Source organism: Pseudocitrobacter sp. RIT415, from assembly GCF_003057695.2.
GTDB lineage: Bacteria > Pseudomonadota > Gammaproteobacteria > Enterobacterales > Enterobacteriaceae > Pseudocitrobacter > Pseudocitrobacter faecalis.
Map to the genome: position 1 here is coordinate 55212 of NZ_QBJC02000008.1, position 15190 is coordinate 70401.

The 15190-nt window shown below is 50.2% G+C and carries 10 protein-coding genes; 7 read left to right on the forward strand and 3 right to left on the reverse strand.

Features of this window, described 5'->3' with window-relative positions:
- Nucleotides 1-3: 3 nt before the first annotated feature.
- From hypB to DBY68_RS10440, 7 genes are all read left to right on the forward strand, one after another.
- Complete coding sequence (gene hypB / locus DBY68_RS10410; RefSeq protein WP_108476394.1) at nt 4-876, forward strand: hydrogenase nickel incorporation protein HypB; 873 nt, start codon at nt 4-6, stop codon at nt 874-876.
- The gene (locus DBY68_RS10415; RefSeq protein ID WP_108476393.1) at nt 867-1139 is read left to right on the forward strand and encodes a HypC/HybG/HupF family hydrogenase formation chaperone; all 273 of its coding nucleotides are present in this window, start codon (nt 867-869) and stop codon (nt 1137-1139) included. The genes hypB and DBY68_RS10415 overlap by 10 nt, the downstream gene beginning before the upstream one ends.
- Nucleotides 1139-2260, forward strand: a complete 1122-nt coding sequence (hypD, locus tag DBY68_RS10420) for a hydrogenase formation protein HypD (protein WP_108476392.1) — start codon at nt 1139-1141, stop codon at nt 2258-2260. The genes DBY68_RS10415 and hypD overlap by 1 nt, the downstream gene beginning before the upstream one ends.
- Nucleotides 2257-3267, forward strand: coding sequence for a hydrogenase expression/formation protein HypE (gene hypE / locus DBY68_RS10425; RefSeq protein ID WP_108476391.1), 1011 nt, complete (start codon nt 2257-2259; stop codon nt 3265-3267). Before hypD ends, hypE begins: the two co-directional genes overlap by 4 nt.
- Nucleotides 3268-3528: 261 nt before the next feature.
- The gene (gene flhA / locus DBY68_RS10430; protein WP_108476390.1) at nt 3529-5610 is read left to right on the forward strand and encodes a formate hydrogenlyase transcriptional activator FlhA; all 2082 of its coding nucleotides are present in this window, start codon (nt 3529-3531) and stop codon (nt 5608-5610) included.
- 179 nt (nt 5611-5789) lie between these two features.
- The gene (locus tag DBY68_RS10435; RefSeq protein ID WP_108476389.1) at nt 5790-8087 is read left to right on the forward strand and encodes a formate C-acetyltransferase; all 2298 of its coding nucleotides are present in this window, start codon (nt 5790-5792) and stop codon (nt 8085-8087) included.
- On the forward strand, nt 8053-8928 hold the full coding sequence (locus DBY68_RS10440) for a [formate-C-acetyltransferase]-activating enzyme (protein WP_108476388.1): 876 nt from the start codon (nt 8053-8055) through the stop codon (nt 8926-8928). The genes DBY68_RS10435 and DBY68_RS10440 overlap by 35 nt, the downstream gene beginning before the upstream one ends.
- Here the strand turns inward: DBY68_RS10440 and DBY68_RS10445 are convergent, their stop codons facing one another.
- From DBY68_RS10445 to DBY68_RS10460, 3 genes are all read right to left on the reverse strand, one after another.
- Nucleotides 8929-9282, reverse strand: a complete 354-nt coding sequence (locus DBY68_RS10445) for a nitrous oxide-stimulated promoter family protein (RefSeq protein ID WP_108476387.1) — start codon at nt 9280-9282, stop codon at nt 8929-8931.
- A 696-nt stretch (nt 9283-9978) separates the two neighbouring features.
- Nucleotides 9979-13935: a hypothetical protein gene (locus DBY68_RS10450; protein WP_108476386.1), complete on the reverse strand. Its 3957-nt coding sequence runs from the start codon at nt 13933-13935 to the stop codon at nt 9979-9981.
- A 378-nt stretch (nt 13936-14313) separates the two neighbouring features.
- Nucleotides 14314-15189 (reverse strand): hypothetical protein, encoded by an 876-nt coding sequence (locus DBY68_RS10460; protein ID WP_108476385.1) that lies wholly within the window; start codon nt 15187-15189, stop codon nt 14314-14316.
- Nucleotide 15190: the final 1 nt, after the last annotated feature.

A 15190-nucleotide genomic window follows, 5' to 3' on the forward strand; every position in this document is an offset into this window, starting at 1 on the left:
GCTATGTGTACCACCTGTGGTTGTGGAGAAGGTAACCTCTATATAGAGGGAGACGAACATAACCCGCACTCGCCGTTTCGCAGTGCGCCTTTCGCCTCTGCTGCACGGCCAGCAATGACCATTACGGGCGTGAAAACCCAGCAATTCGAACCAACGCGTGCCGACAACGGCGACCTGCATTACGGTCACGGCGAAGCGGGAACCCACGCGCCGGGCATGAGCCAGCGTCGCATGCTGGAAGTCGAAATTGACGTGCTGGACAAAAACAATCAGCTCGCCGCGCGTAACCGCGCTCGCTTTGCCGCCCGTGAACTGCTGGTGCTGAACCTGGTATCCAGCCCTGGCTCCGGTAAAACCACTCTGCTCACCGAAACCCTGATACGCCTGAAAGACAAGGTGCCTTGCGCCGTTATTGAAGGCGATCAGCAAACGGTGAACGATGCCGCCCGTATTCGCGCCACCGGCACACCGGCCATTCAGGTCAACACCGGGAAAGGTTGCCACCTCGACGCGCAGATGATCGCCGATGCTGCGCCGCGTCTGCCGCTGGATAATCACGGTATTCTGTTTATCGAAAACGTCGGCAACCTGGTGTGCCCGGCAAGTTTTGATCTGGGTGAAAAACACAAAGTCGCCGTACTGTCGGTTACTGAAGGCGAAGACAAACCGCTCAAATATCCGCATATGTTTGCCGCCGCGTCTATCATGCTGCTCAATAAAGTTGACCTGTTGCCGTACCTCAACTTCGACGTTGAAAAGTGCATCGCTTACGCCCGTGAAGTGAATCCGAACATTGAAGTGCTGCTGATTTCCGCCACCAGCGGCGAAGGCATGGACACCTGGCTAAACTGGCTGGAGGCACAGCGATGTGCATAGGCATTCCGGGGCAAATCTGCGCCATTGATGGCGTGCAGGCGAAAGTGGAAGTCAGCGGCGTAAAGCGCGACGTTGACCTGACGCTGGTTGGCGCGGTGGATGAACAGGGCCAGTCGCGCATCGGCCAGTGGGTGCTGGTGCACGTCGGTTTCGCCATGAGCGTGATTAATGAAGAAGAAGCCCGCGACACGCTCGCGGCGCTACACAACATGTTTGAAGTCGAGCCGGACGTCGGCGCGCTGCTGTATGGCGAGGAGCACTGATGCGTTTCGTTGATGAATATCGCGCCCCTGAGCAGGTAATGCAGCTTATCGCGCACCTGAAATCTCGTGCGGCGCTTCTGAACTACACCGCCGCGCGCCCGCTGCGCATTATGGAAGTGTGCGGCGGCCACACCCACGCCATTTTCAAATTCGGCCTCGATCAGCTTCTGCCGGATAACATCGAGTTTATCCACGGGCCGGGCTGCCCGGTATGCGTGCTGCCGATGGGGCGCATTGATAGCTGTATCGAAATCGCCAGTCATCCGGAAGTGATTTTCTGCACCTTTGGCGATGCGATGCGCGTGCCGGGGAAAAATGGCTCGCTGATGCAGGCGAAATCGCGCGGCGCGGACGTGCGCATTATCTATTCGCCGATGGACGCGTTGAAACTGGCACAGCAGAACCCGGATCGCAAAGTAGTGTTCTTTGGCCTCGGCTTCGAAACCACCATGCCGGCGACCGCCATTACGCTGCAACAGGCGCGTATCCAGCAAATCGATAACTTCTTCTTTTTCTGTCAGCACATCACGCTCATCCCTACGTTGCGTAGCCTGCTGGAGCAACCGGACAACGGCATTGACGCGTTCCTCGCGCCGGGCCACGTCAGTATGGTCATCGGCACTGACGCCTACGGATTCATCGCCAGCGATTTTCATCGTCCCTTAGTGGTCGCTGGATTCGAACCGATTGATCTACTGCAAGGCGTGAACATGCTGGTTGAGCAGAAAATAGCGGATAACATTCAGGTAGAGAATCAATACCGCCGGGTCGTGCCCGATGAAGGCAACCGGCTGGCACAGGTGGCTATCGCCGACGTGTTTACCGTGAAAGGCGACAGCGAATGGCGCGGTCTGGGGCTTATTAATGACTCTGGCGTGCAGTTAACCGAAAAATATCAATCCTTTGATGCAGAAGCGCACTTCAAACCTGCGCCGCAAAACGTGAGTGATGATCCGCGCGCGCGCTGCGGCGACGTGCTAACCGGGCGCTGCAAACCGCATCAATGCCCGCTTTTCGGCAACACCTGTAATCCACAAAGTGCCTTCGGCGCACTGATGGTTTCCTCCGAGGGAGCCTGCGCTGCCTGGTATCAATATCGCAGTCAGGAATCAGAAGCATGAAAAGTATTCAGCTCGCTCACGGCAGTGGCGGCCAGGCAATGCAGCAGTTGATTGGCGACCTGTTTATGCAGGCATTCGCCAACCCGTGGCTGGCGGAGCAGGAAGATCAGGCGCGCCTTTCGCTGGCAACATTGACCGCGCAGGGCGACCGCCTGGCCTTTTCCACCGACAGCTACGTTATCGACCCGCTCTTCTTCCCCGGCGGCAACATCGGCAAACTGGCGGTGTGCGGTACGGCGAATGATGTCGCAGTCAGCGGCGCGATCCCACGCTTTCTCTCCTGCGGTTTTATCCTCGAAGAAGGCCTGCCGATGGAGACGCTGGAAGCAGTGGTGAACAGCATGGCGGCGACGGCGAAAGCGGCGGATATCGCTATCGTGACCGGCGATACCAAAGTGGTGCCGCGCGGCGCGGCGGATAAACTGTTTATCAATACCGCCGGTATGGGGGCTATTCCGGCGGATATTCACTGGGGTGCGGCGCAATTGCAGCCGGGCGACCAATTATTGGTGAGCGGTACCCTGGGCGACCACGGAGCGACTATCCTTAACCTTCGCGAGCAGATGGGGCTGGATGGCGAACTGGCAAGCGACTGTGCGGTACTGACACCACTGATTCAGGCGCTGCGTCATATTCCTGGCGTGAAGGCCCTGCGCGATGCCACCCGTGGCGGCGTGAACGCCGTGGCGCATGAGTATGCCGCCACCAGCGGTTTCGGTATTGAATTGCACGAGCAAAAACTGCCGCTGAAAGAGGCGGTGCGCGGCGTGTGCGAACTGCTGGGGCTGGATGCGCTTAATTTCGCCAACGAAGGCAAACTGGTGATCGGCGTGGCACGCGAAGCCGCTGACGCCGTGCTGGAAGCACTGCGTGCGCATCCTTTGGGGCGCGATGCGGCGATCATTGGCGAAGTGACCGAACGCAAAGGCGTACGCGTCGCCGGGCTGTACGGCGTGAAACGCACGCTCGATCTTCCGCACGCCGAGCCGCTGCCGCGGATTTGCTGAGTGCCAATATTATGCCGGGGGCGCTACGCTTGCCCGGCCTACGGGTAAACACCGCGCCACACGGCACCGTTGGCCGGACATGACAGTTTGGCCATTGTAGGTCGGGTAAGCGTAGCGCCCCCGACACCATGTACCGGCATGACGGTTTGGCCGTTGTAGGTCGGGTAAGCGTAGCGCTACCCGACAAAAAAGCAGGTTCCGCCCTGCCATTACTCTTTTTTTCTTTTTCCGTACCCTCACGGTACGTTTGTGGGCTAATCAATGTCGTATACACCGATGGGCGATCTCGGTCAGCAAGGGCTGTTCGATATCACCCGGACACTTCTGCAACAACCCGATCTGGCGGCGCTTAGCGAAACGCTAACGCGACTGGTGAAGCAATCTGCACTGGCAGATCGGGCAGCTATCGTATTGCTGCACCCGGGCAACAACCGCGCCAGCTACCATGCGACGCATGAAGCAGGGAAACCCATTGCCTGGGACGACGACAGCCTGCTGGCGAACGGCCCGGTGCGTCGATTGCTCTCGCGCCCGGACGCGCTGCACTGCGACTATCATGAATTCAGCGAAACCTGGCCGCAGCTCGCCGCAAGCGAACTCTATACGCCTTTTGGTCATTACAGCCTGTTGCCACTCGCCGCAGAGGGTCGTATTTTCGGCGGCTGCGAATTTATTCGCGACACCGACCAGCCATGGACGGAAAAAGAGTACCAACGGCTGCAAACTTTCACCCAGATAGTCGCCGTGGTGACCGAGCAAATTCAGACTCGGGTCACCAACAATGTCGATTACGATTTGCTGTGCCATGAGCGCGATAACTTCCGCATTCTGGTTGCCATTACCAACGCCGTCCTCTCGCGTCTGGATATGGATGACCTGGTGAGTGCGGTAGCCAAAGAGATCCACTACTACTTTCGCATCGACGCCATCAGCATCGTGCTGCGCAGCAATCGCAAGGGCAAACTGAACATCTACTCCACACACTATCTGGATGTGAACGATCCGGTTCACGATCAGAGCGAAGTGAGTGAAGCCGGTACGCTGACCGAGCGTGTATTCAAAAGCAAAGAGATGCTGATGCTCAACCTGCGTGAGCAGGATAATCTCGCGCCCTATGAACGCATGCTGTTCGACATGTGGGATAACCAGATCCAGACTCTGTGCCTGCTGCCGCTGATGTCGGGTAATACCATGCTGGGTGTGCTGAAACTTGCCCAGTGCGATGAAAAAGTCTTTACCGCTACCAACCTTAAGCTATTGCGTCAGATTGCCGAACGCGTGGCCATCGCGGTAGATAACGCTCTCGCCTATCAGGAAATTCATCGACTGAAAGAGCGGCTGGTGGATGAGAACCTGGCGCTAACCGAGCAGCTTAACAACGTTGAAAGCGAGTTCGGCGAAATCATTGGTCGCAGCGAAGCCATGTACAGCGTGCTCAAGCAGGTTGAAATGGTGGCGCAAAGCGACAGCACGGTGCTGATCCTCGGGGAAACCGGCACCGGGAAAGAGCTGATTGCCCGCGCGATCCACAACCTCAGCAACCGTAACGGTCGCCGGATGGTGAAAATGAATTGCGCCGCCATGCCTGCCGGGCTGCTGGAAAGCGATCTCTTTGGCCACGAGCGCGGTGCGTTTACCGGGGCGAATACGCAACGCATTGGCCGATTTGAACTGGCCGATAAAAGCTCGCTGTTCCTTGATGAAGTCGGCGACATGCCGCTGGAACTTCAGCCAAAACTGCTGCGCGTATTACAGGAGCAGGAGTTTGAGCGTCTCGGCAGCAATAAATTGATCCGCACCGATGTGCGTCTGATCGCCGCCACCAATCGCGATCTGAAACAGATGGTGACCGATCGCGAATTCCGTAGCGATCTCTACTATCGCCTGAACGTCTTCCCGATCCACCTGCCGCCGCTGCGCGAGCGCCCGGAAGATATTCCGCTGCTGGTGAAAGCCTTCACCTTTAAAATCGCCCGCCGTCTGGGGCGCAATATCGACAGCATTCCGGCGGAAACTCTGCGCACCCTGGAACGTATGGAGTGGCCGGGTAACGTCCGTGAACTGGAAAACGTGATTGAGCGCGCCGTGCTGCTGACGCGCGGCAGCGTGCTGCAACTGTCGCTGCCGGAACTGGCCTTCAAGCCTGATGAGCCTGTCGCGCCAGCCGCGACGTGTGCAATGGAAGGGGAAGACGAATTCCAGCTGATCACGCGCGTGCTGAAAGAGACCAACGGCGTCGTCGCCGGGCCAAAAGGCGCGGCGCAAAGACTGGGGCTGAAGCGCACCACGCTGCTGTCGCGCATGAAGCGTTTGGGCATTGATAAAGACGCTCTGATCCCCTAAACACGCAAACATACACAGCGCCAAATCAATGGCGCTGTTGTTTTTAATACAGGACAAAACAGAGATCTCACTTTCAAAATCTGCGTACAATAATCCAGTATTTCGCCAGATTGTCTCCTGTCTTCGCCCCCCTGATTTGCCTACCTTAGACGCATCACCTGTTCTGAGGAGCAACCCACATGACCCATCGCATTGAACGCCTGAAAGACGCCCTTTTCGCTCACCCACGTGAAATTTCACTTGAGCGCGCCCTGCTCTACACCGAAAGCCATCGCCAGACAGAAGGCGAGCCGGTGATGATTCGCCGCGCCAAAGCCACCGCGCACATTCTGGACAATGTCGCCATTAGCATTCGCGATGATGAACTGATTGCCGGTAACCGCACGATTAAGCCGCGCGCCGGGATTATGTCACCGGAAATGGATCCTTACTGGTTGCTCAAAGAGCTGGATCAGTTCCCGACGCGTCCGCAGGATCGGTTTGCCATCAGCGACGACGACAAGCGTTGCTATCGCGAAGAACTTTTCCCCTACTGGGAAAAGCGCTCGATGAAAGATTTCATTAACGCCCAGATGACCGATGACGTGAAAGCCGCTGTTGGTACGCAGATTTTCAGCGTTAACCAGACCGATAAAGGCCAGGGTCATATCATTATCGACTACCCGCGCTTGCTGAATAACGGCCTCGCCGCGCTGGTTTCAGAGATGAAAACGCACTGCGATCGGCAGCCCGAAAATCATTTTTATGCCGCGGTATTGATTGTGCTGGAGGCCGCGCAACGTCATATCCTGCGCTATGCCGAACTGGCCGAAACGCTGGCCGCAGCGTGCCAGGATGCCATGCGCCGTCAGGAACTGCTCTCTATCGCTGCGACATCACGCCATAACGCCGAACAGCGCCCGGAAGATTTCCATCAGGCGTGCCAGTTGTTCTGGTATATGAACATCATTCTGCAATACGAATCTAACGCCAGTTCCATTTCCCTGGGCCGTTTCGATCAGTACATGCTGCCCTTCTGGCAGGCGTCGCTCAACCGTGGCGTTGACGCGCAAACGCTGCGCGAATTGCTGGAATCCCTGTGGGTGAAATGTAACGACATCGTGCTGCTACGTTCCACCAGCAGCGCCCGCTATTTTGCTGGTTTCCCGACGGGCTATACCGCACTGCTCGGTGGTTTAACCGAGAATGGCCGCAGCGCCGTTAACGCCCTTTCGTTTATGTGTCTGGATGCTTACCAGAGCGTGCGCCTGCCACAGCCAAACCTTGGCGTGCGCATCAATGAACTGATCGATCGCCCGTTCCTGCGTAAAACCGCCGAGACCATTCGCCTTGGAACCGGTATTCCGCAAATTTTTAACGATGAAGTGGTGGTTCCGGCGTTTTTAAACCGTGGCGTGTCGCTGGAAGATGCGCGCGATTACGCGGTGGTCGGCTGCGTTGAGCTGTCGATCCCAGGGCGCACCTACGGGCTGCACGATATCGCCATGTTTAACCTGTTGAAGGTGATGGAAATCGTGCTGCATGAAAATGAGGGCAATCCGGATATCGACTGGGAGGGCTTGCAGGCGCAGATCCGCGACAAGATCCGCCATTACATCAAGTTAATGGTTGAAGGCAGCAATATTTGCGATATCGGTCATCGCGACTGGGCTCCTGTGCCGCTGCTTTCATCGTTTATCAGCGACTGCATGGTCAATGGCAAAGATATCACTGAAGGCGGTGCGCGCTACAACTTCTCCGGCGTGCAGGGCATCGGTATCGCCAACCTGAGCGATTCGCTGCACGCGTTAAAAGGCATGGTATTTGACCAGCAACGCATGAGCTTCGATGAACTGCTGGCGGTGCTTAAAGCCAACTTCGAAACACCAGAAGGGAAAGAAGTTCGCGCACGCCTGATTAACCGTTTCGATAAATACGGCAACGATATTGATAAAGTGGACAATATCAGCGCCGATTTGCTGCGTTTTTACTGCAAAGAGGTGGAAAAATACCGCAACCCGCGCGGCGGTCAGTTTACACCGGGTTCCTATACGGTTTCCGCACACGTGCCGCTGGGTTCAGTCGTTGGCGCAACGCCGGATGGCCGTTTTGCCGGAGAGCAACTGGCGGATGGCGGATTGTCACCCATGTTGGGCCAGGATTGTCAGGGGCCAACGGCGGTGCTGAAATCGGTGAGTAAACTGGATAACTATTTGCTCTCTAACGGAACACTGCTGAACGTGAAATTTACCCCGGCAACGCTGGAAGGCGAAGGCGGCCTGAGCAAACTTTCTGATTTCCTTCTCGCCTTCACCAAACTGAAGTTGCAGCACGTGCAGTTCAACGTGGTCAACGCCGATATGTTGCGCGAAGCCCAGCAGCGCCCGCAGGATTTTGCCGGGCTGGTGGTGCGCGTGGCCGGATACAGCGCCTTCTTTGTTGAGCTGTCGAAGGAGATTCAGGATGACATCATCCGCCGCACCGCGCATCAGCTGTGAGGTCACTGAAATGCGTGCCGACAAGGCGCGCATCTTCAATATCCAGCGCTATTCGCTGAACGACGGTCAGGGCATCCGCACGGTGGTCTTTTTTAAAGGCTGCCCGCATCGCTGCCCGTGGTGCGCCAACCCGGAATCTCTGTCGCCCAGAATCGAAACCGTGCGCCGCGAGAGTAAATGCCTGCGCTGCGTGCGCTGCCGCCAGGATGCGGATGAGTGCCCGTCTGGCGCATGGGAACATATTGGCCGCGACGTCACGCTGGAACAGCTTGAGCGTGACGTGCTGAAAGATGAAATCTTCTTTCGCGCATCAGGCGGCGGTGTCACGCTGTCCGGTGGAGAAGTATTGATGCAGGCAGAATTTGCGACGCGCTTTTTACAGCGATTGCGTCAGTTAGGCATTCGCACCGCGATTGAAACCGCAGGCGATACCGCATTCAGCCGTTTGCTGCCGCTGGCTCAAGCCTGTGATGAGGTGTTGTTTGATCTCAAAATCATGGATGCCGAACGCGCCCGCGAGGTGCTGAATATCAATCAACCGCGCGTGCTGGATAATTTCCAGCGACTGCTGGAGGAAGGCATGCGGGTGACGCCGCGTTTACCGCTGATCCCCGGTTTTACGTTAACCGACGAAAATGTGGCGCAAATCCTGGCGTTTCTCGCCCCGCTTCCCATCGCGGAAGTGCATCTGTTACCGTTCCATCAGTATGGTGAACCCAAATACCACCAGCTCGATAAAGTCTGGCAGATGGCAGGCATCCCCGCCCCCGCGGAGCAGGATATCGCCCCGCTGCGGGAAAAAGTGGAACGCGCTGGCTATCGGGTGGTGATGGGCGGATAACTATTTCGTACTGGGTTTCTTGCGATATTTTTCAGGCAGTTCCGGTACAGGGCGTTTGTCATCAATCAGATGGCGGACGGTGAGAATCGGATGACGCCAGAGCATTCGTGGCCCGGCCCAGCGCATTATCTGCTTCATCTCTTCGCGCTTCGCCGGCTGATAACAGTGCACCGGGCACTGTTTGCAGGCCGGCTTTTCTTCACCGAATACGCATTTGTCGAGGCGTTTATCGGCATAACGGTTCAGCGCCTGATAGTGTTCCTCATCAGCTTGTGCATCCGGGCATTGCCGCTGATAAAGCGAAATCATGCAACGGATAGTCTGTTTTTCTCGTTCAATGCGTTTGCCTGACATCCCCGCCCCCCTAAATAAGTTGCATAGATAATACACCTTACAACCTGTGAATGCATTACCATCACCCTGTCACAGGAAACCGATCTTAAACCACAATTGGAAGGCACAACGCACAACCGCGCAGATTGTTAAATCAACATCGTATTGATGGTACAATCGCCCCTCCAATAAGCTGAATTTCATCGGCGGCGTTGACGCGAACCTGTCCACTTTCGTGGTCGCGCATGAGATGCGAAATTCTCACTAACGCATTAAAAGTAAAGAGAATGGAATAACGAATTCGATGAGTACGATTGATAACCTTGACGCCCACACGCCGATGATGCATTGGTGTGTCAAAGCTGATTATTAAAGGTTATTTTCCACCATAAATTAAAAACTATATTTTAACCTACACTTTTGTAACTATATGATTTTAAGAATATTGTTTGCTGTACTCGTCCAGCACTATAATCCCCCTATTTCTCCATCACTCAAATAATACAGGGCTGACAAAACGAATGACGTTTTCATCTCTTCTGAAAGAGAAAAGGCCACCTTTTAAGGGGGACCTTTCATAATGCTTCTGCATTCTGACAAACAATAAAATAAACGCCTTCGATAAATGAACTTTAACACCTCAAAATGACTGCCCGTCAATACGACTGATCATATGAAGGCAATTCAATCCATCTGTTGGGTTTTTCAAGTGGCGAGTTAATCATCCTCTGGTGATTCGTCCTGAAACATCTTACGGTAATGATACACTTCAAAGTATTTCTCCTTGTCTTTATAACTGCTGATAAAGTAGCAATGCTTTAAATACTTTAAAAGGATCTCATTACCTTCAGTTTTGAGTACTTTTGCTCGTTTGGTTTTATCCGCAATCAAATTGTATTCTTCAGACATGAAGGCCATAAGTGCACGATTGATGTATTCAAAAGGCAGTTCTTCAAACTCTAAAAGATGATTCAAGAACACAAGCCGGGCGTCATCTTCCGAAACATTAAGAAGAAGTGCCATACTGATCTTACTATTCACACTTATATGGTCGAAGAAACTATTGGTATAGTGCGGCCAGATAATGTCGATGATTGAAACTTTAGTCGTCAACGATATATCGTCATCATTGAGCACAAGCTCAATAAGTTCATTATCGAAATCTTCGTCATCTTGCAGGTAAAACTCAATATTACTTTCAAAAACAGCAAGGTTGTTTCTAATCATAAGCGACAGACACTCATTGAGCCCCTTGCGACGTTGCCCTTCATAAATACTGAGTACGTCTTCATAGAGCGCTTCTGACAGCAAAACTCTGTTGCTGTCACAAAGTGCTTTAAATTTTGTCAGTGGCAGGTCACTGATTACCTGGTTGATGCTCACAGGCAGCACGCTAATCAACTTTGCATACAACGCGTCTGGCTTATCCGCTGCTGAAATGATGTGATTCACAACATTATCAACAGACTCCTCAGGAACACTGACCATATGGCCTGAAAGCGCCTCTGGATGGTGAGCAAAAAACGTCCATAATATCTCATCGTCGACATCGGTATACATGTAGTCAAAGATGTTATCCCAGTTGGCAGCGACACGTCCATGTTTAAACAAGAGGTCATAAACAGTGAATGATGCTCCATCAACTACCGATAGCCTGATATTTTCAACTTTCGACAGCTGCCGAACTTCAAAATCCATGCTTTCAATTATAATTTCTTTGGAATGCTCCGTAACATCTGAATTAATGAGTGAAATAACAGATTCAACGTTTTCCTCAGAATGAATGAAATATTCCAGGATAAACATCTCAATGTTTTTATTTACAGCCTCAGCTAAGCATGGGACTTTTTCACTCATGATTAAGGTATACGGATTGCGTGATAGCTCCTCAACATTCTTTCTGTTAACAGAGTAAGCATTAAACAATGCAGTGATGTTATCAATATTAAACACATACAGAAAATTCTCTGCGATAAATTTTACCAACGCACGTTCACTCTCATCACTAGCCTCATTGACACTATCGAATACAACATTAAGCTCTTTTAATTTCATGCTGAATGACGCAATCTCATCGGGCTGTATGTATTTAAACACCGTGGTATCTGTTTTTAATTCACACAGATAATCCTGAACAGCACTTTGTCGGGCAATGTTTTCTATCAGACCGAAACGAATAAATGACACGGATAACTGCTGATAAAAATCATCATCAGAGTCAATGTCACGGTTAGTGCTCATTGCCTCCATCAATTTACCCAATGTCTTTTCATCGTTTAAAATTATATTAATCAAATCCTGGTAATCATCTTTACTGAACTCATAAAAATACGTCCGTATGGTGCGAATGATCAGCCCATGTGAGCAATGATTGAATAAGTGAATAAATACATCTCGGACAAAATCAACTCGGTAATTGATCAAAAAACTAATTATATGTGGATGGAAAACCCCTTCGTGATATTTAAATGATAGCGACTCCATTTTGTCCACAACATTGGAAATGTTATTAAGATGAATATCTTTCAATTCCTCAAAATCCACCTTCGCAGCGACCTTCTGGATATAAACGTTATCTGATTTACTTAATGCACCTGCATGGAAGATAGAGCGATACTGCATATAATCCTGCTCTATGTATCCATTTGATAACATGAAAAACAAAAATTCCATATTGAAATTGATCGCCGAAGAATTGGCTGTATTTTTATTTAGCCTATCGTCGACTAATGAAACCTTGTTCAACCATTCACGCAACTTTGTTAAAGTAATTTTCTCGCATAATTCATGAAGGGATATACCATTCCGTTGATAAAGAACACGTTGTAAGTTTAAAATATTTTTAGATAATTTCTCAATACCTTTCTGGTTTTTATCTAAAATAACAAGTGAACGTTTGTTGTATTCGCGTAAACTTTCAGACCGTTTATCACGTGGAATATTAAAAGAATCCTGGTAACGATTTCCGTTTCTTTCATATGTGATTAATGTTCCGGATGGAAACTCACAAGTTAAAAAAGCTGTGAACAACGTTTCATCTTCGCATAGTACAGCAAAACTCCAGCTACTCCCGATGTGCCCATATTTATTATGGCTTACATAAAACACCGCATGCGACTCAATATGTTCAGGAAGATAACGTCTAAGGATTTCAGCCCTCAGATTTAAACTGGATGTTTGCAATTCCTCTTGTGCTTTGTCTAACTTTTCTTTCAGTTGAGAAACCTTTATTTCCAAATCTTTAAAATACAGATCATGTAGCGTTCTCTTGGAGTAAGCATTAACCACTCTGTATAAAAAACCATCCTGATTATCAAGCAGAGTAAAATCTTTGGTACATAAGTTTTTATACATTATCAAAGAAAATAACTTCACATCAGAAAGCTCACCCGTGATTAATTTTTTAAAAATATTGAACTCATTTATAACATTATTCATTACCCGCATATCAGTCAGGTAAAGGGATACCTTCTTGAAAAACTGTTCTTTATCTACCGCATTAAAGTTTATAACTTTACTACTTAATATATCGTAAGCATTCTCACTATCTACCGCGGGTATAATTGGCACAATAAAATCAAAAAATTTGGTTTGTGATTCAGCATCCTTTAATAAATCCTCTCTGACTGCGAAAATAAACCTAATCGGTTTCTTTTCCAAGAGCCTGGAATTATTTACCACTTGATTTATTTCTCGAAGTTTAATAAAGATATGACCATTATTTAAACGATCTAGGTCTTCAAATACGACAACTCTATATTTTGTTTTAAGGAAGAAATAAACAATCTCATCAATATACAGATTTAGCAGTGAAGCCGTATTCTGTTTTTCAGCTGCAATTTCCGCCTTTAGGAGATTTACTTTATCAAGGGCAATTTTCCTGTCAAAAAATCCTATCCGATAAAAACGGGACAGCAAATACCAACAAATGATAAACGATAGTGAACCAATACATCCCCAACGCCATACTGGATGTATCGTGATGAAGTGACTCACCGCTGGCGATAATGAAAACGTGCTAACGATTTTTTGAGGAAACAACAATGTTGTGACAACAATTGCCAGTGCGAGAACAAAAAACAGCAAACAGGATGTTGTTAGTATTTGCCCAACACTTCGGGTGTGAATGCGCTCTACTCGCGAATCTGGCAGCGTACTTTTATCAACTTTGTATAAAATCTGCTGTAAAATGCTGTATTCAATGCTTTGTTCTTTTGATAAAGACTCGGAACCCTTTAACGTCTCATCCGTTTCAAAGTTTGCAAGTGAAATAGTCACGTGCTCATCCGCTGGCTTTAAACTTGTAAACCCGAGCCAATATTTCAGGCGGTGCCACAACCGCTTTCGCCCTTCAATTTTTTTAAGGTATGAGAGAATAACCGAGCTTTTGCCCGCACCGTAGGGGCCTGTGATAGCGATGTTCTTCACATCATCCCGGCTGAGGGCATAATCCAGCGCCTTAAAATAGGGTTGATAACCCTCTTTATCAGGATCGACAATCGGGGTTAGTGTTTGGAATTCATTTTCCGTTACTACAGTTTCGGCCCCGGCATTCGACGATTGCGTTTCCGGTTGATTTTCCGTTCCGGAATCATAGTCTGAAGCAACCTGAATTTTTGCGACTATTTTATGTAACCAGTCTGTGGCCGTTTTCAGCTCGAAAGACAGCGCCATTGAGTGTCCTCACAATCACGAATATTAAATTCATAAATTGGAGACAATCCTAGCATGAATTAAAACAATCATCACATAATCATGTGGTTAAAAGAACAAGCTGGAACCTGTTTTTTATAGCATTTTTCACGCTGCACAGGGTTTTGCCCACGAAAGTATCACCGGATTACGCTCACTCAAGAGCAAGCTTATTATACACACGTGCTACATATCTGCCACGCCCATCACCATGACCGAGATCCATCGATATTCACTGAATAGAGTTGATACCCCCATATAGTGTTGATACACCCATATAGATATACATACCCATTGAGTGTATCAACTGATGGCTTACATGTGTCTAAACGCTTATGGACATCCTTTCTTATGGACAAACTACTTACGGGTTCTCACCCCAGAAGTAAATGTCAGCCCCGTAAACCCCATCTCATCCTGCTTACATAACGCCCGTGCCAGCAGAACAGGTGGCAGCCTGTGCTTGCGGGTCTGCCGTTTTCCGGCCTCATCAGGGTAGGGTCTAACTTCCTGCCACATCCCCTTAAAACAGTAAGTAACCTGAGCATCAAAATCCCTTAATTTTTGGCTTTTCATTGGTCGACTAATTATCCCTTCTCTGGCCCGCATATTTTTACGCCTCGTCATCGCCTTTCTTAGCATTTTGAGTGCTCCAGGCTCTCTCGGCATCAGCAGATGCAAATGAGGCATCCAGCGCTGGATATCGGTATGAAAATCCAGCTCATAGCCCCCCACTATTTTGCCCCTAAATCCGGCTCTTTTTATCATCCTGTAGACCCGCTCCCGGAATTTCTTATGCTCCCAGCTGCTGATCTCAGATTCTTCCAGCATTGCATCGTAATAAACCAGCGTAACCACTCTGTACGCGCCCATAGAGCCTCTTAGTGGGACCAGCTCAGCCAGTTTACGTAACCTGTGCTGACGGAAGCACTGTGGGCAGGCCGCACTGCCACATTGATGTTCTGGCGTGCAGGCTTCCAGTTTTCTCTTTAGCTGGCGAGCCTGTCTTCGCCACTTTTTGTGTGCTTTTCTGATTTCTTTGCTCTCATCCTGATTATCATTCCTGTTCTGCCGCACAGCCTTTAGTAATGCTTTAATGCGGTACAGGCGTTCCTTCTCCATTTGCCCCCAGTTTTCAAACCCCGGAATGGTGAGAGCCAGCTCTTCCAGTTGGCGCTCCTCTTCTGTCAGCAATACGTATACTGAACGCGCAATGCGGTGTTTTGCACCAAACATA